Origin of the sequence: Pseudomonas sp. SWI7 (genome assembly GCF_006351945.1) — a bacterium.
In the GTDB taxonomy this organism is placed as follows: domain Bacteria; phylum Pseudomonadota; class Gammaproteobacteria; order Pseudomonadales; family Pseudomonadaceae; genus Aquipseudomonas; species Aquipseudomonas fulva.
The window spans coordinates 1,665,649-1,681,460 of the sequence record NZ_CP040930.1; the positions used below are offsets into that span (position 1 = coordinate 1,665,649).

Annotated in this window: 15 protein-coding genes; 9 read left to right on the forward strand and 6 right to left on the reverse strand. The window is 62.5% G+C overall.

Features of this window, described 5'->3' with window-relative positions:
- The first annotated feature begins 110 nt into the window (after nucleotides 1–110).
- The 4 genes from FH041_RS07440 (at nucleotide 111) to FH041_RS07455 (ending at nucleotide 2,525) form a co-directional block, all read left to right on the forward strand.
- Nucleotides 111–569: a hypothetical protein gene (locus tag FH041_RS07440; protein WP_027915567.1), complete on the forward strand. Its 459-nt coding sequence runs from the start codon at nucleotides 111–113 to the stop codon at nucleotides 567–569.
- A gap of 238 nt (nucleotides 570–807) precedes the next feature.
- Complete coding sequence (locus tag FH041_RS07445) at nucleotides 808–1,188, forward strand: Mor transcription activator family protein (protein WP_027915566.1); 381 nt, start codon at nucleotides 808–810, stop codon at nucleotides 1,186–1,188.
- Between the two features lie 58 nt (nucleotides 1,189–1,246).
- Nucleotides 1,247–1,882, forward strand: coding sequence for a DUF2589 domain-containing protein (locus FH041_RS07450; protein WP_027915565.1), 636 nt, complete (start codon nucleotides 1,247–1,249; stop codon nucleotides 1,880–1,882).
- Between the two features lie 85 nt (nucleotides 1,883–1,967).
- The gene (locus FH041_RS07455) at nucleotides 1,968–2,525 is read left to right on the forward strand and encodes a DUF2589 domain-containing protein (protein WP_027915564.1); all 558 of its coding nucleotides are present in this window, start codon (nucleotides 1,968–1,970) and stop codon (nucleotides 2,523–2,525) included.
- 62 nt (nucleotides 2,526–2,587) lie between these two features.
- Here the strand turns inward: FH041_RS07455 and FH041_RS07460 are convergent, their stop codons facing one another.
- From FH041_RS07460 to FH041_RS07470, 3 genes are read right to left on the reverse strand one after another with little or no spacing between them, the layout of a single operon-like run.
- The gene (locus tag FH041_RS07460) at nucleotides 2,588–6,262 is read right to left on the reverse strand and encodes a translocation/assembly module TamB domain-containing protein (protein WP_140174362.1); all 3,675 of its coding nucleotides are present in this window, start codon (nucleotides 6,260–6,262) and stop codon (nucleotides 2,588–2,590) included.
- A complete protein-coding gene (locus tag FH041_RS07465; protein ID WP_027915562.1) occupies nucleotides 6,259–8,001 on the reverse strand; it encodes an autotransporter assembly complex family protein in 1,743 nt (580 codons plus the stop codon). The genes FH041_RS07460 and FH041_RS07465 overlap by 4 nt, the downstream gene beginning before the upstream one ends.
- Nucleotides 8,002–8,053: 52 nt before the next feature.
- Entirely contained in the window at nucleotides 8,054–8,701 is a 648-nt protein-coding gene (locus tag FH041_RS07470; RefSeq protein ID WP_027915561.1) for a GNAT family N-acetyltransferase, read from the reverse strand.
- Nucleotides 8,702–8,857: 156 nt separating this feature from the next.
- On the opposite strand from FH041_RS07470, the gene xthA reads away from it, so the two are divergent.
- A complete protein-coding gene (xthA, locus tag FH041_RS07475) occupies nucleotides 8,858–9,670 on the forward strand; it encodes an exodeoxyribonuclease III (RefSeq protein WP_023533543.1) in 813 nt (270 codons plus the stop codon).
- Nucleotides 9,671–9,703: 33 nt separating this feature from the next.
- Here the strand turns inward: xthA and FH041_RS07480 are convergent, their stop codons facing one another.
- Together FH041_RS07480 and FH041_RS07485 are read right to left on the reverse strand one after the other, a co-directional pair.
- The gene (locus FH041_RS07480; RefSeq protein WP_027915560.1) at nucleotides 9,704–10,453 is read right to left on the reverse strand and encodes an anti-sigma factor; all 750 of its coding nucleotides are present in this window, start codon (nucleotides 10,451–10,453) and stop codon (nucleotides 9,704–9,706) included.
- Complete coding sequence (locus FH041_RS07485) at nucleotides 10,450–10,971, reverse strand: sigma-70 family RNA polymerase sigma factor (RefSeq protein ID WP_027915559.1); 522 nt, start codon at nucleotides 10,969–10,971, stop codon at nucleotides 10,450–10,452. The genes FH041_RS07480 and FH041_RS07485 overlap by 4 nt, the downstream gene beginning before the upstream one ends.
- 126 nt (nucleotides 10,972–11,097) lie before the next feature.
- On the opposite strand from FH041_RS07485, the gene FH041_RS07490 reads away from it, so the two are divergent.
- From FH041_RS07490 to FH041_RS07500, 3 genes are all read left to right on the forward strand, one after another.
- On the forward strand, nucleotides 11,098–12,150 hold the full coding sequence (locus FH041_RS07490) for a catalase family peroxidase (protein WP_049696145.1): 1,053 nt from the start codon (nucleotides 11,098–11,100) through the stop codon (nucleotides 12,148–12,150).
- Nucleotides 12,147–12,674, forward strand: coding sequence for a cytochrome b (locus tag FH041_RS07495; protein WP_027915557.1), 528 nt, complete (start codon nucleotides 12,147–12,149; stop codon nucleotides 12,672–12,674). The genes FH041_RS07490 and FH041_RS07495 overlap by 4 nt, the downstream gene beginning before the upstream one ends.
- 139 nt (nucleotides 12,675–12,813) lie before the next feature.
- Nucleotides 12,814–13,359, forward strand: a complete 546-nt coding sequence (locus tag FH041_RS07500) for a cupin domain-containing protein (protein WP_027915556.1) — start codon at nucleotides 12,814–12,816, stop codon at nucleotides 13,357–13,359.
- Nucleotides 13,360–13,409: 50 nt separating this feature from the next.
- On the opposite strand, the gene FH041_RS07505 is transcribed toward FH041_RS07500, so the two are convergent.
- A complete protein-coding gene (locus FH041_RS07505; protein ID WP_027915555.1) occupies nucleotides 13,410–14,402 on the reverse strand; it encodes a bile acid:sodium symporter family protein in 993 nt (330 codons plus the stop codon).
- Nucleotides 14,403–14,521: 119 nt separating this feature from the next.
- On the opposite strand from FH041_RS07505, the gene ampC reads away from it, so the two are divergent.
- Nucleotides 14,522–15,664, forward strand: coding sequence for a class C beta-lactamase (gene ampC / locus FH041_RS07510; protein ID WP_027915554.1), 1,143 nt, complete (start codon nucleotides 14,522–14,524; stop codon nucleotides 15,662–15,664).
- Nucleotides 15,665–15,812: the final 148 nt, after the last annotated feature.

Sequence of the window (15,812 nt, forward strand, 5' to 3'; positions counted from 1 at the left end):
CAAGCCGCGCAGATGATACAACGTTCGCCCGCCCCGGCGCTGCATTTCCTGCTGCCTGGTAGCATCGCCAGCTGAAAACATACGGCTTCATCACACCTGTGGGGAGCCCCATGAACAAGCGCCTGACAACCCTCTTGCTGTGCCTGGTCGCCACGCCACTGCACGCTTTCACTACAACTGAAGTCCCTTGCGCAACACTGCTCGAGCTTGGGCACACGCTGAGCCAGCAAGCAGGGAGCAGCCAGTGGCAACAGTTGTGGCAACGGGTCCGAAAGGCTGGCTACCTGAGTCCTGACAACACCTCGTTGCGCTTCGAGGTGCCCTCCGCTGTATTGCCAGCACTTGCGCAGCAGACCCTGGCCGGGGCCGACCATGTACGGCCTGTGTCCCAGACCCAGGCGATCTACCGCCGGACCTTCGATGACCGGATTATCGGATCCCGTAAAGGGCAGCCCCTTCGCGCGCTCTGCGTGCAAGTGGACTGGAGGTCCGTGCCATCGGAGCTGCGAAGCCTTGAACAGGCGCGCGTGAGCAGCGCCAGTTTACTCAGTGCCTATCCCTGCGACTGAGGTGCTAGTACCCAAAATGCCATACGTTGCGCTCACCCCCTGACAACAGTCGATTCTCAAGCGCATACATGCTGTTTTCCTACACGGTGAGACTGCGCTGCCTGCATAAGCTAGTAACCGAAGCTACAACCCTCAGCCCTAATGGCGCCTAGCGGGCCCCGCCGGCTATCACTGAAAATCCAGCCACACCTCGACGTTATGCCGCTGGTGATCCCTACCATTTTCGAAGGAGCGTCATATGGAAACGCCAGACTTGAGCCACATCGACGTCAGCCAATTGCCGCAATCGTTACAGGCATTGATTGAGTGCATAGGCATAGAAAACGCGTACCAGCTGACCTGCGCGTTTGGCGGTAGGCCTAAGTACATTCCAAAGCACCGCGATCGTACCAAGCTTGCTGATGTGTTACCGGCTGAGGCACTCGACGCCCTGATCAAGCGCTTTGCAGGTGTCGCGCTCGAGATTCCCAAGGCTGATCATTTCGTCCGCCAACTGCGCAACCAACAGATTCAGAAAGAAAGCGCCAGCGGATTCTCGCGCAGCTTGTTGGCCAATAAGTACGGGCTGAGCCTGCGCCAGATCGGCAACATCCGCCGTCAGGATTTGCCATTGCGATAAGCGACGCTTTATCAACTCATACCCCCCCTCAACCTGAAACCTAAGAAGAGAACCCAGTATGTCTATAGATAACAGCTTAATCGGGTCTGTCATCAACGCCCTGCCCATGGACCGCATGATCGCAGGCCCATTGCAGGCCATGGTCCAAGCCCAGGTCACCGCCAGCAAATCCTACGCAGACTTCCTCATGCAAGTCTGCGTACAGGACGGCAAGGCGGTCGCCATTCAGTTCGATTACGACGAGACCATCGTCGACGAGCAGGGCCAATCAAAGGGCGTGGTCAAGAAGACGCTGCAAGTGCCGCTGATGGCGGCGATCACCCACCCCAACATCGCCATCGAAAACGGTACTGTCGAATTCGAGCTGGTCATCAACCAGATGTCCGAAGACACGTCGGCCAGGGATGTGAACGCAGAAGCCGCCGCCTCCTTGGGTTGGGGACCCTTCAAACTCAACGTCAAGGGCAGCGTAAGCCACAAGTCCTCGCAAACTCGCAAGACCGACACCCGGGCGCGGTACGCATTCAACACGACCCTCAAGCGCCAGGATCCACCGGAGGCAATGATGAGGGTGATCGACTTCCTCACGGAGGCCGCCACCAAGCCCGTTCTTGCAAAGGATGCCACGCAGCAAGAGCGCCCTTCGAATCCGCCATCTGAGGCTCAGGAAGAGCGCAATCGCCCAACGGCATGACCACCGTCGACGCACTCACGGCGTGACGCGACCTGTCCCCCTGAAGGTTCTTCAGGGGACCCACTTGGCCCAATGAGTCGACCCCATGGACAAGAGCCCCGCCCCCATGACCTCCATTGACCTGCGCGAAATCACTCGCGGCCTGCAGGAAGCTGCGAGCGCCGCCAACAGCATGATCGCGCAACAGTACATTGAACTGTTCGATCGTTTTTTCGACTGCAATCACCAAGAGCTGGGCGCACCGATGACCGCGAAGATGGTCGAGGTGGCCATGGATGGGCAACACTTGATGCGCGTGCCCCTTTTTGCGCTGGTTTCGCCCAAAGGGTTGGCGCTCGAACGGATGCAGGTCGACCTGTCGGTTCGCGTCCAGAATACCGAAGCACGCCGAGCTCTCACCCCAGCCGATGGAAACCGCTCGGCGAGTTTCAAGGTCACCATCGGCGGCCATGGCCGCCAAGGGGATAACCGCGATCCCGACGAAGTGCAGATCCGCATGCAGTTCCAGGCAAGCGAACCGCCCGAGGCTTTGAACCGGCTGATCGAGGAGTACACGAACTTGATCACCCCAGTTCGCGCCCCGGCTCCAGCGACACCCCCCGCGCCCACCAACGAGTTCATCGAGGCGGCGACGATCCGTTGATTCCGACACCATCTGCTCAGCCCGACCCTCGGCCAGGTCAGGCCGTCAACCTTGGGTGGCGACTAGAAGTCCCGTTTGTAGAAGACGTCCAGCGAGCTTGCCACTCCACTGGCAGCCTCGACATACACCTTCTTGCTGAGCTTGTAGCGCAGAGCGATGGTGTTCGCCGGCTCGAACACACCTACCCCATAGCGCAGGCTGAGTTTCTCGGTCAGGTTGCCACTGGCCACCACACTGGTAGTGTTGCCTGAACCCTCGGTATCGAGCTGGAAGTCGTCGATGCCCAGACGCGATGCCACATTCCCCGTGATCCCTGCGCTGCCAGCCAGTCCCAGGCCCAATGCGGCCTCGGCCAGCATGTTGTTGTCTTCACCCGATGCTCCCAACGGACGGCCAAGCACCAGGTAGGACAACGCTTGCTCCTGGCTCATGGCAGACTCGGAGAACACCGTACTGGTCGGTTGCTCGGCGTTGCCGCTCAAGCGGATGCCGGCAATCACGTCATCAACCTGGCGGATCGCTTCGATGTCCAGGTAGGGCTGGTCGATCGGACCGGCAAACAGCAGCCTGGCGCGGCGGATGGTCAGCCGCTGGCCGTAGGCGCGGTAGCGACCATCGGCCAGGCTCAACTCGCCGCGCGTATCGAGATTGTCACCGATATGTACGTGCCCCAGCAGGTTGGCAGTCAGGCCGAAACCACTGAACGACAGCTTGCCTCGTCCTACCTCTACATCGATATCCATGGCCATGGCCATGGGCGGCTTGCCCTCCTCGGTCTGGTTGCCCACGATGACCGTGTCGTCGGAAACCTTGACCGTCGAGGGGGGCAGCTCGCGCACCGTGATCTTGCCGTTGGGCACCTGCACCTTGCCTGTGACTGCCAACTTGTCGTCGATCAGTTGCAAGGTAAGGTCCGGCGCCACCTCCAGGGTGGCATAGGGTTCGACCGTGACGGGCAACTGCTGCCCTTGCACGCGGATGTTCATCCCCAGCGCCTGGCCCCAGGTCAGGCTACCATCGACCTGGCCGCGCCCGGTGCTGCCGCTGCGCCAGGTGCCGGCAAGCTGCACCTGTTCACCCGCGATCCGGGCCTGGAGGCTGAGGTCCTGGAACTGGGTCGGCAGTTCGGCGCCGGTGATCTGGCCACCGCTCAAATTCACACTACCGTTGACTTGCGGCGCCAACAATGTGCCGGACAGCTGCCCGCTACCCTTGAGCTCCCCAGCCAGGTGCTCCACCATCGGCACGAAGGGACGGGCGACCGAAAGGTCGAGACCAGCCAGGTTGAAATCACCGGACAACGGCTTGTCCTTGCCCAGTGGGTCAATGCGCGTTGTGAGATTCAGCTGTCCCAGGCGCTCCCCACGGAATGCAAGACGCGTATCGATACGCCGCGGTGCCAAGGTGCTATCCAGTCGCAGGGTCTGGTAGGGGAAATCGACCCAGCGATTACCGTCATTGACGCGCAATGTGCCGCCACTGGCGTCCACTACCACCGTACCCTTCGGGCCGCTGGCGGGCAGGTCCAGGTTGATGTCGGCATTGAGCAGACCCTGCCATGCGAAATCCTTGGGCATCCACTGCGCCAGGCTGTCCAGCGGGAAGCGCTTGAGGTGGTACCGCAGGCGTGGCTCAGGCGCCAACCGTTGATCGTCACCACACAGACTGGCCTGCCCGGATCGCCAGCAATGGGCACCGAAATCCAGCTGACCGCTGGCCAGGCGCTGCAATTTGGCAGGCGCCTGCAATTGCCAGTCTTGTCCGCCAGCCTGTACCCGCCCAGTGGCCAGGCGGCCGCGCCAGTCACCATCGTCCAGTTGCCCGTCCAGCCCCACGTCCAACTTCAGCTGCGGGCCGTTCAACGCCAGCGTCAATGCTTGTCGTCGCATGTCGCCATTGCCGACCGCTTGCAGCGTACCGAGGTCGGTATCACCCGCCTGAATGCCCGTGACCTTCAAGTCGATATTGGCCCGTTGCCTGTCGTCCAGACGGGCCGACAGGTTCAGTTGCTGCAAGCGATTCTCGGCCTGGGCCAACCCGGTACCGCGCAGAGCCAGTGTGCCTTGCGGCGCCTGCAGGGTGCCGGCCACGTCCAGCTGCCCCTTGACCTGGCCCTGCAGCTCGGGCCACAGCTGCCCAAGGCGTGGCAGGTCGATGTCCACCTTGCCGGCCAGGCGCTGTTGCAGGCTGCCACTGCCGTTTATGCGGTTGTCGCCCAGTTGTACGCGCAAGGCTGCTAGGGTCCAGCGCTGCCCGGCCCCGTCCGCCTGAACGTTGAGTACAGCGGGTTGACCACGCAGGCGGCCCTTGAGGTCAAGCTGTGCGTCGAGCGACAGGTCATCGCCCTGCACCTGGCCTTTGCTGCGCAACGGCCCGGCCAATGTTCCAGGGAGTTCCGCAACCCAATAGGCCGGGTTCAACGCCGACAGTTGCAGGTCGACGTCCCAGGCGAGTGCTTGGGCGAAGCGTACGGCCACACGGCCAGTTGCCTTGCCTTGCCCCGCAGTGAGCGCCAGCGTTGGCAAGGTGACCTGCTCAAGGTCACCTTCGAAGGGGCTCGCCACCTTGAAAGCGCCGGCAGGCCCGTCCAGATCGCCATCGAAGCTGCCTTCATAGCGACCGTCGCGGTAGCGGACCTCTGCATTCAGGCGCTTGAGCGTCACCTCGGGTGGTGTATCCAATGGGTACAGGCGCAGCCAGGGGAAGTCCTGCCAAACCAATTGCGCGTCCGCTGCCAGGCCCTCCTGCCAGTCGACCTTGGCTTGCAGCTTCACCTGCTGGCTATCGCTTGCGTTGAGATCAAGGCCCTTGACCACGGCGCCCTTGCTGTCGACCACGCCGGACAAGGCCAGAGCGATGGGCGACTGCTCGGCTGGCAAGTTGGCAGAACCGGTCAATGCATAACCCGTCTCCAGGTTCCCATCGGCCAGCAGCACCAGGTCATCGAGCTGCAGGGTGTCGGGCAGTGCTTCCGACGGTTTGAACGCTTTGGACTGAATGCTCAAGCTGGCGGGCAGGTGTTCGGCCAACGCCTGGACCTTGCCTGCAAGAGTGGCATCCAGGTACCCACTGCTAGTGCCGGTCAGGTCAAGCGAGCGTTGCAATTGACCCGTGGCCTGCAATGCCAGTTGCCATGGCTGGTCACCCATGGCAGGGAGCTGCACCTGGGCCTGTAGCTGCACAGGCCAATCGCCTTGGGGCTTCACGTCACCTTGCAGGTCCAGCTTCAAATCGTCGCGGGTCAGATGCAGGCTGTCGATGCGCATGCCCTCACCGGTCCAGTGCGCAGCCAGTTGCAGATCACCAAGCAGGTCGCTGCCATCCAGACGCAATTGCCCGATCTGCACCTCGCCCAGTTCGATGGCAAGCGGCAAGTCCACTGTGGGCAATTGCAGCGGGCCGTCGTCACTGACGTCGGTCGAAGGGGCAAACGCCATGTCGATACGTTCTGCGTGCAGCTGATCGATGCACAAAGCCCCACGCAGCAGGCACGCCGGGGACCAGTTCAGCAAGGGCGCCTGCACCAGAACCTGGGTTTGCCCATCGACGTAGGAAAGACGAGTCGCTTGCCAAGTGCCCGCCAGCCGTCCTGCGAAGCCCTCTACGCTCAGCCCGGGAACCTTGCCCAGCGCCCACCGGCTGCCGCCCTCTGTGCCGATCAGCAACGCGATGGTCAGGGTCAGGATGCTCACGAGCCCCAACAGGCCCAGCAGCATGTATTTGATTACAGGTTTCAAAGCTCAGGCCCCATGGAAAAGTGCAGGCGGATGCCGCCGTCGTCGTCCAGGGCCTTGGCCAGGTCCAGGCGTAGCGGCCCTACCGGTGACACCCAGCGCACGCCGAAGCCGACGCCCGTCTTCAGGTTGGGCAATTCGAAGTCATTAAACGCATTGCCCTGGTCGACGAAGGTTGCCAGGCGCCATTTGTCCGTCAGGGAATACTGGTACTCGACGCTGCCCGCCACCAGGTAGCGACCACCGATGCGATCCCCATCGCTGTTTTTTGGCGACAGCGTCTGGTAGTCATAGCCGCGCACGCTCTGGTCGCCACCGGCGAAAAACCGCAGCGAAGGCGGAACGCTGTTCTGGAAACCGTTGGTGGCACTACCGCCAAACTGCACGCGGCCCAGTAGACGGTGATTCTGGCCTACCGTCGTAAGCCCTTTGAGCAACACGTTGCCGCGCAGCAGGTTCGTATCGGAGCCGACACCTTCCTTGGCCACTTGCGCTTCGAACTGCACGCGATAGCCATTGTGGGGGTCTATGCGGTTGTCGCTGCGCAGAAACGAATAGCTGATACCGGGCATCAGCAGGTTGCTCAGGCCCGCATCGTCCCCCAGCCGGTACTCTTCGCGTTGGTACTTGAGCGATATGACTCGCTGCCAGCCATTGGGCAGCTTGCTGTGCCATTCAGGGCCTACCGTCAACAGCTTGCTGAGGGTGTCGGTACCCGCCAGTTCCTCGTTCTGGTACCCCCCGGCAAAACGCAGTTTGTCCGTCAATGGTGGGTCCAACGGGATGTCGTACCACAACCCCACGTTTTGCCGCGGCGCCGACAGCTCCGCTTCCCAGCCATAGCTGTGCCCCTGAGGGTTGACCCAATGGCGAGTCCAGTTGGCCTTGCCGCGCGGACCGACGTCGGTGGAGTAGCCAAGGCCCAGGCCTAATGTACGGGGTTTGCGGGTTTCCAGGCGCACATCGACCGGAATGTTCTGGGCGACAGCGGCCGTGGGCGCGGCGTCTACGCGCACGCCCTCGAAGTAGCCGCTCGATTGCAAATCGTTGTTGAGTTCGGCAATCAGCTCCGAATCATAGGGTGTACCGGGCTTGAACGAGACCATACGCTGCAGCAGATCGTCGTCCAACGGCGTATCGCCACTGAAGGTGACCGCGCCCAAGCGGTACCGCGGCCCACTTTGGTAGACCAGATCGATATCGGCCACGCCAGCACGTGGATCGACGGCCAGGCGCTGCTGGCTGAAGCGGCCTGCGAAGAAGCCATAACGTGAGGCCTGGTTCTGAATGACACGCTTGGCATCTTCATAGACGCCGTGGTTCAGTGGCTGGCCAGCGCGAAGGGCGCCGCCGGAAGGCACCCTGAAGGCGGTCATGTCACTGGCCGGCCCCTCGACGCGCACGGTTACGTTGCGCAGGCGAATCGGCTCGCCAGGCACGATGTTCACCACCAATCGCGGTGAACCGTCATCACCGCTAGGCGGCTTGACGTCGGTGCTTATCTGGGCCTGGTAGTAGCCCAGCGCCTGGGCCGCTTTGCGCGCCTGCTCCTCGGCCCCGCGACTGAAACGCAGCAGCGCTTGCTCGTCGCGGTCACCCAAGCTACCGATATAGCCCTCGACATTGGCCTTGAGCGCCTTGTTGGCCGGTTTGACCGTCACCACCAATTCGCTCTGGCCCCATGCAGCAAAGCTAACGGCCCAGATCACCAGGCCCCAGCGAACTCTTCCTGAATATGTCATCCCGCGCATGCTACCAGACCAACAGTGTAAAAGAAGCCAACCCAAACGCCATTCACGCCAATGGCTCACCGGCCTGAGCGTTGTCATACATCAAGACGCGTTGGCGTACTGTCCCAATGGCGACCTCACCGGTCTCGACAAAGCCTTGGGTGTGATAAAACGCCACGTGTTCGTCATTGCCCGTGTCGACGACGATGCCTTGGGCATCTCCATCATTTCTGCACCAGTGTTGTACCGCATGTAACAACTGGGTCGGATACACCTGGCCTTGTAGCACTGGCAACACACCCAGCAGCGGTAACACGTGCACCTGATCGGTAGGCCGGCACGTCGAGACGGCCGCCTGGTAAGCCATGAAGCGCCGGGTGGCACGCACCCCTGCGCCAACCATCATGCGCAAACGCCAGGCCCAACTGTCTGCCACACCCAGACGCCGCAGGGGCGGGACGATCAGCGCGACGCCGATCAGACGATCGTCGAGTAGCAGGCCGACGGCGGGCAGCTGCAGGTAAAAATGCTGGCGGACCCACTCGCGCAGCAGTGTGCGCAGGCGCCGCTCATAACCGGGGCGATGCGCTTCGAGCAGATAAGCGAAGGTTGGGTCGTCCCGGTAGACGGTGTACAGCAGTGCCCGGGTTTCGCGGCGGTAACCGGAATCGAGCAGGCAAACGCGGGCCTCGGCGGCAGGGGCTTGATACATGGAGGGGAACCTTCTGGGCTGGCTGATAGGCCTTGGAGGCACAATGCCGCCCATCGTTCACCTTGGCGCTGCACCAGTGGCGCCTACGCGCCACCATGCTGGTGATCAACGCCGATGTCGGCTAGCATCGCGCCTTTTTACCGGGATCGTCTCTGCATGAAGATCGTCTGTTTCAACATCAACGGCCTGCGGGCGCGCCCACACCAGTTGGCCGCCCTGGTCGAAAAGCACCAGCCGGACATCATCGGCCTGCAGGAAACCAAGGTCAGCGACGATCAGTTTCCGCTAGCCGAGGTCCAGGCCCTGGGCTATCACGTGCATTACCACGGGCAAAAGGGCCACTACGGTGTCGCCCTGCTGTCGCGCCAGGCACCCTTGAGCCTTCACAAGGGGTTCGCAACGGACGAAGAAGACGCTCAGCGCCGTTTCATCTGGGGCACCTTCGCCGACCACCAAGGCAACCCCATTACCGTCATGAACGGCTATTTCCCGCAGGGCGAAAGCCGTGACCACCCCACCAAGTTTCCGGCCAAGCAGCGTTTCTACGCCGACCTGCAAGCACTGCTCGAAGGCCAGTTTCGCAATGACCAACCCGTGCTGGTGATGGGCGACATGAACATATCGCCAGAAGACTGCGACATCGGTATCGGCCCAGACAATGCCAAGCGCTGGCTCAGGACCGGCAAATGCAGCTTCCTGCCAGAGGAGCGTGAGTGGATGGAGCGCTTGAAAGGCTGGGGCCTGGTAGACAGCTTCCGGCATCTGCACCCGGGTGTCGACGACCGCTTCAGCTGGTTCGACTACCGCAGCCGTGGCTTCGAAGACGCGCCCAAGCGAGGCCTGCGCATCGACCTGATCATGGCCTCGGCAAGCCTGGTCCCGAGGATCAAGGCTGCGGGAGTGGATTACGAACTGCGCGCGATGGAGAAACCGTCGGACCATGCGCCCATCTGGCTAGAGCTCAGCTAAGCCAGCCTGGGCGCGCACGGGGTCTCGTCCGGCTCACAACGTCGTGCGCAAGGCCTCCCCGATGCCGACACCCCGGCCATCATCGGCGGCGCTGACCAGGGCGAAATTGTACGCACCATGGGACCAGTACCGGGCCTGAAGCTGACCATCGATGCGCTGCCCTTGCGGCATGCGCCGGAAGTGCTTGCCGGGTGAGCGCAGGAACAGGCTGATCCTGCGCCCCACCCCATCTTCGAACACCACCAGCGCCGCCGGCCCTTGCTCGTTACTGAGCAGTCGGGCGCCCACGGGGGTGAACCCGTAGCCTGCCAGGTCAGGCAGTTGCCCCACCTGATCAAAGTGCGCTTGCAGCCAAGTGCGCAATTGATCGGAATCACGCGCCTGGATGTCCAGCGCCTGGCTGTCGGCGAACAAGCGGTGAGCCTGCACGGCATCAGCCATGGGTTTTACGTCAGCAAGGCTGGCATCGCGCGCCTGCCACCCACCGAGCCCGCCTACGCCCAAGGCCACTACGATCGCGGCAGCACTTGCCCAGCGACGCTGCAGGCGGTGTCGCGCCTGTCGCCGCAGCTGATCCCGATCAACCAGCGTGCTCGCCCGCGGCTGCGCAAGGCCCGCCAGGCCCGTACGCAATTGGCGCGCATCGGCGAGCCAGCCTTCAACGCGTTGCGCAGCCTGGGGATGGCTGGCCAGCCAGGCCTGGACTTCGGCGCGGCGCACCGGGTCCAGGCGGTCATCGACGTAGGCATGAAGCTCTTCTTCACTAGGCATAAGACGTGTCATTTCAATCTCCGCAAGGCCGGTGGTCGAGGGCTGTCCTCGGTCAATGCGCGCAGGGCATCGCGCGCGCGCGACAGGCGTGACATGACAGTACCGATGGGAATGCCCAACGTCTGGGCAGCCTCCTTGTAACTCAGACCTTCAACGCTCACCAGCAACAGCAAGGCACGTTGCTCGGTCTTGAGTCGGCCGAATGCCTGCAAATCCGCCTGGGCCAGCACGATGTCCTCAAGATTGTCGCCAGCCACTTCTTCGGCCGCGCTGCTGCTGGCGAACCAGGAGAGCCAGCGGGCGTGCAGGCGTTCTCGCCGTTTGCCATCCAGAAACAGGCGATAAAGGATGGTGAACAGCCAGGCGCGCAGGGCATCGGGATCCTGATGCTGCTGACGCCGGCTCAAGGCACGCTCGACCGTGGCCTGCACAAGGTCATCGGCACTCCCCGCCTCGCGAGTCAACCAGATGGCGAAGCGGCGCAGTCGGGCCAGCAGCGCTCGCCATTGTTGGTCGTCCAAGTCCTGCATGGAAAGTATCCGGGCAATGATGGGGCAGTGTAGGGAACAGACGCGCTGGAGAAAAAGTTATTCCCACCCGAGGAATAACTTTTTCAGTGCAGCGTCGTACTGGCACCTTTCGTGAAATCAACGGGACTGACCATGAACCAACCTTTGCAGGGCCAGGCCAAGGCCTGGCGTCTTGCGGCAATCGGCGCGTTAATGCTGGCTGCCGGTGCGGGCTTTGCCTACAGCGCCGGCTGGCTTGGCCCCTCCGCGCTCACACCACAGCGCATCATCGATACGTTCGAGGCCCAGGCTGGGCATTACCCGGGTTATCGCAAGAACCACTCCAAAGGCCTGTGCGTGAGCGGCTATTTCCAGGCCAGCGGGCAAGCGGCAAGCTTGTCGACGGCACGGGCGTTCACCCAGGCGCGCGTGCCGGTGATAGGCCGCCTGGCCATTGGCGGTGCCAACCCGTTCGCGCCTGACACCGGCATCCCCGTGCGCAGCCTGGCAATCGAGCTCTCCACCGATGACGGGCAAGTCTGGAGGACAGGCATGAACAATCCGCCCGTACTGGCAGTGAGTACGGCCGAGGCGTTCTACGAGCAGGTGCTTGCCAACACCCCGGACCCGGCGACGCGCAAGCCGGACCCTGCCAAGGTACAGGCCTTCTTTGCAACCCACCCCGAAAGCGCCGCGTTTCGGCAATGGGCCGCCAGCTACAAGCCCAGCGACAGTTTCGCCAACACCCAGTACCACAGCATCAATGCATTCAAGTTGATCGATGCCGACGGCAATGCCCACCCGGTGCGCTGGCAGCTTGAACCGCTCACGCCCTACACCGCGTTGCCGGCGCAGGTAGACGACCCCCTGTTTCTGCAACATGACCTGCAGCGACGGCTGGCGCAGGGGCCCTTGCGCTGGACCCTGCGTTTGGTACTTGCCGAGCCGGATGACGCCATCGACGACCCCGCCAAACCCTGGCCTGCGAACCGGCGCAGCGTCAACGCAGGCACGTTGGTGCTTGAACAGGTCGACGCACCGGAACAGGGTGCCTGCCGCGACCTCAACTTCGATCCCTTGATCCTGCCCCGCGGCATCGAACCTACCGCCGACCCTATACTCGCGGCTCGTTCAGCGGCCTATTCCGAATCGTTCAACCGTCGTAGCCGCGAGTCCTTGAGCACTGGAGCCCGACCATGAAACCCACCGTCTTTCATCCCGTCGCCCGCGTGCTGCACTGGTCGATGGCGATTCTGATCCTGGCCATGCTCTTCATCGGGGTAAGCATGGTCACGGACCTGTCGGTCCGTCATCCAGTGCTGGTCAGTTTGCACAAGGGCACAGGGCTGGCGCTGCTGGTACTGGTGATAGCGCGCATCATCGTGCGCCTGAGTATTCCCCATCCGCCCCTGCCCCAGGACCTGCCAGCTGTCCAGCGCCTGGCTGCGGGCGCTTCGCATCTGCTTCTGTACGGCCTCATGCTTGCCATGCCCTTGCTGGGGTGGGCCATGCTCTCGGCCGGCGGGTACCCTCGCCCGCTCGACCTGCCGGCGATCGCGCCTCATGACGTGCAGCTGTATGCCGTGCTGCGCCAGGCGCATGGCTGGGCGGGTTACCTGTTGTTTGCCACGGTACTGGTACACGTGGGCGCTGCGCTGATGCACGCCTGGGTTCGCCGTGACGGGGTGCTGCGCAGCATGTGGCCAGGCCCGAGAGCGGAATAAGGGCGCCGTATCTCGCCTGGCGATGACCCATCCGGCATCGCCAACGGCCTGCACTGGCAAACCGCAGCGCGCAAGGCTTGAGAGTATGTTTTAATGCGCCTCGCTCATTATTCTTGACACCTCTTATCACAAGGCGGCTATGGACACGGGGACGCGACTCAAACTAGTGCGTGAACGCAACAACCTCTCGCAGCGAGAGCTGGCGCGCCGCAGCGGGCTCACCAACTCGACCATTTCGCAGATCGAGCAGAATCGCGTCAGTCCTTCAGTCAGCTCCTTGAAAAAGCTGCTGGAGGGCATTCCGATGAGCCTGGCAGAGTTTTTCAGCTTCGATGAACCCGTGCGTGAGGAGCGATTTGTGTTCCGGGCAGGCGAGCAGCCCGACTTGGGTCGCAACGGGTTGCGCATGCTGCTGGTGGGTGCCAGCGTCGAGGGCCGGCAAATGCGTATGCTGCGCGAGCTTTATGCCCCAGGAGCCGACTCGGGCGAGCCCATCGTGCACGCCGAGGGTGAAGAGTGCGGGCTTGTCACCCGAGGCACCGTCGAGCTGTGGGTCGATGGCCAAGTCAGCGTGCTCAATGCCGGTGACGGCTACTACATCCCAACCACGCTGCCCCACAGTTTCAAGAATATTGGCCAGGACGAAGCGGAGATCATCAGCGCCAATACCCCCGCGAACTTCTGATTCAGGCGCCGTGAGGGTTGCAGCCCAGGTCGGCTGCAACCATCACCGGTTCATCGGACCGTTGGCACCTCGATATCATCCTGCTCGCGGCTCGCGTAATGTTGCGCCAGCACGGCGCAGACCATCAGCTGGATCTGGTGGAACAGCATCAGTGGCAGGATCATTGCGCCAATGCCGCTCCCGACGAACAGCACCTGCGCCATCGGCACCCCGGTTGCCAGGCTCTTCTTCGAGCCTGCGAACAGGATGGTGATCCGGTCTTCCAGATTGAAGCCAAACACTTTACCCAGCAAACTCGTCCCTACCAGCACCACGGTCAGCAGGATGCCGCAGACGGCGAACAGGCCTGCCAGGTGCTGCGGCGAAACGGTGTGCCATAAGCCTGTGACCACCGCTTCGCTGAAGGCGGTGTAGACCACCAGCAGAATCGAGCCCTGGTCGACGATCTTCAGCCAGCGCGCATTGCGCTTGACCCAGGCACCAATCCAGCGGCGGGCGAGCTGCCCGGCCACGAACGGCACCAGCAACTGCAAGGTGATCTTGAGCACTGCGTCCAGACCTGAGCCGGTGTCTCCGCTGGCGCCCAGCAACAACATCACCAGCACTGGGGTCAGGAATATGCCCAGCAGGCTGGAGGCGGCTGCGCTGCAGATGGCCGCCGGCACGTTACCCCGTGCCAGCGAGGTGAACGCAATGGCCGACTGGACGGTGGCAGGCAACGCGCAGAGGTACAGCACCCCCAAGTAAAGCTCATCTCCCACCAGTGGCAGGAACAGCGGCTTGAACGCCATGCCCAGCAGTGGAAACAGCACAAACGTGCAGGAAAACACCAGCAGATGGAGGCGCCAATGCCCCGCCCCAGCGATGATTGCCTCCCGCGAGAGCTTGGCCCCGTGCAGGAAGAACAACAAACCGATCGCCAGGTTGGTGAGCCAGCCGAAATACACAGCCCCCTGACCTGAGCAAGGCAGCACGGTGGCAATCGCCACCACGGCCAGCAACGCCAGGGTGAAGTTGTCGAACAGCATGCGCAGATACTTCATCACAGTTCCGTTCCGTCTTGTCTTTGGGCAAGCACGGAGGATAAGGTTTTGCGTCCCCAGGCGCTAACGCCGGAACCCCTGCCGGTATCGCGCAACGGACACTCAGCCAAGGAACTTCAATGATCTGCTCCCGCTCCGTCTATATTGCGGTCGCCCTCATGCTCGGCGCACCCTGGTCATCCGCCTACGCCAATGATCCGCTGCGAATTAAAGTCGACACCGTCATCGGCCCCCTGATGCAGGCCGAGGGCATCAGCGGCATGGCCGTCGCGCTGTATGCCCATGGCCACGCTCATTACTTCAGCTACGGCGTCGCCAGCCGCGACAGCGGCGTGCCCGTTAGCCGCGACACCCTGTTCGAAATCGGCTCGCTGAGCAAGACATTCACCGCCACGTTGGTAGCCGTGGCCAATGCCGAAGGCCAGCTCGCCCTCGACGCCCCTGCCAAACGCTATCACCCGGCCCTGGGGGGTACTCCCATGGGGGACGCCACCGTGCAGGACCTGGGCACCTACAGCGCTGACTGCTTGCCCTTGCAGTTCCCCGACACCGTGAACTCCCCCCAGCAAATCGTGACGTTCTTGCGGCAATGGCAGCCCAAAGGCACGCCGGGTGCCCAACGGTGTTACTCCAACCCGAGCCTGGGCCTGTTCGGCGACCTGGCCGCCCGTGCCCAGCATCAACCGTTTGCCACCTTGCTTGAGCAAAACGTGCTCAAGCCCATGGGCCTGCACAGTACCTACCTGGATGTGCCCAGCGATGCACGTAGCCTGTATGCCCAAGGCTACGATGCCAGCGACAAGCCTGTGCGCGTGAACCCTGGCCCTTACGCGCAACAAGCCTACGGCATCAAGACCAGTGCCAGCGACCTGCTGCGCTACGTGCGCTTGAACATGCAGCCCGACGATCTGCCCGCGCCCTTGGCCCGCGCCGTCCTCATCACCCGCAATGGCTACGCCCAGATCGGTGAGATGACACAAGGCCTGGGCTGGGAGCGTTATGCGTACCCCGTCACATTGCGCACCCTCCTCACCGGCAATGGTCCGCAGATGATACGAGGCCCCCAGCCGGCACAACGGCTGCAGCCGCCAGCCGCTCCGTTGGCGGCAGCATGGTACAACAAGACCGGCTCCACCAACGGTTTCGGTTCATATGCAGCGTTCGTCCCATCAGAAGGGTTGGCCATCGTGCTTCTGGCCAACCGCAACTACCCCAACGAAGCCCGGGTCCGCGCGGCATTCGAGATTCTTTCAGGGCTCTGAAACCAAGGATTGTCGGACAACTCTACGAAAATGTAGTGAGCAAAAATAATCACTACAAAACGGTTGACGCCGTTCATCGCGCTTGTGCATGATGAGGCCGTCTCCCTGATCGGGAGTCGTGGCAAGGGTGTTCCAGGCCGCCTGCGCG

What these genes read in the sequence shown, in the direction of transcription:
- FH041_RS07505 (WP_027915555.1), bottom strand. Translation starts at nt 14,402, where the DNA reads ATGAAGTATCTGCGCATGCTGTTCGACAACTTCACCCTGGCGTTGCTG.
- FH041_RS07450 (WP_027915565.1), top strand. Translation starts at nt 1,247, where the DNA reads ATGTCTATAGATAACAGCTTAATCGGGTCTGTCATCAACGCCCTGCCC.
- xthA (WP_023533543.1), top strand. Translation starts at nt 8,858, where the DNA reads ATGAAGATCGTCTGTTTCAACATCAACGGCCTGCGGGCGCGCCCACAC.
- FH041_RS07470 (WP_027915561.1), bottom strand. Translation starts at nt 8,701, where the DNA reads ATGTATCAAGCCCCTGCCGCCGAGGCCCGCGTTTGCCTGCTCGATTCC.
- ampC (WP_027915554.1), top strand. Translation starts at nt 14,522, where the DNA reads ATGATCTGCTCCCGCTCCGTCTATATTGCGGTCGCCCTCATGCTCGGC.
- FH041_RS07480 (WP_027915560.1), bottom strand. Translation starts at nt 10,453, where the DNA reads ATGACACGTCTTATGCCTAGTGAAGAAGAGCTTCATGCCTACGTCGAT.
- FH041_RS07445 (WP_027915566.1), top strand. Translation starts at nt 808, where the DNA reads ATGGAAACGCCAGACTTGAGCCACATCGACGTCAGCCAATTGCCGCAA.
- FH041_RS07440 (WP_027915567.1), top strand. Translation starts at nt 111, where the DNA reads ATGAACAAGCGCCTGACAACCCTCTTGCTGTGCCTGGTCGCCACGCCA.
- FH041_RS07485 (WP_027915559.1), bottom strand. Translation starts at nt 10,971, where the DNA reads ATGCAGGACTTGGACGACCAACAATGGCGAGCGCTGCTGGCCCGACTG.
- FH041_RS07495 (WP_027915557.1), top strand. Translation starts at nt 12,147, where the DNA reads ATGAAACCCACCGTCTTTCATCCCGTCGCCCGCGTGCTGCACTGGTCG.
- FH041_RS07455 (WP_027915564.1), top strand. Translation starts at nt 1,968, where the DNA reads ATGGACAAGAGCCCCGCCCCCATGACCTCCATTGACCTGCGCGAAATC.
- FH041_RS07465 (WP_027915562.1), bottom strand. Translation starts at nt 8,001, where the DNA reads ATGACATATTCAGGAAGAGTTCGCTGGGGCCTGGTGATCTGGGCCGTT.
- FH041_RS07500 (WP_027915556.1), top strand. Translation starts at nt 12,814, where the DNA reads ATGGACACGGGGACGCGACTCAAACTAGTGCGTGAACGCAACAACCTC.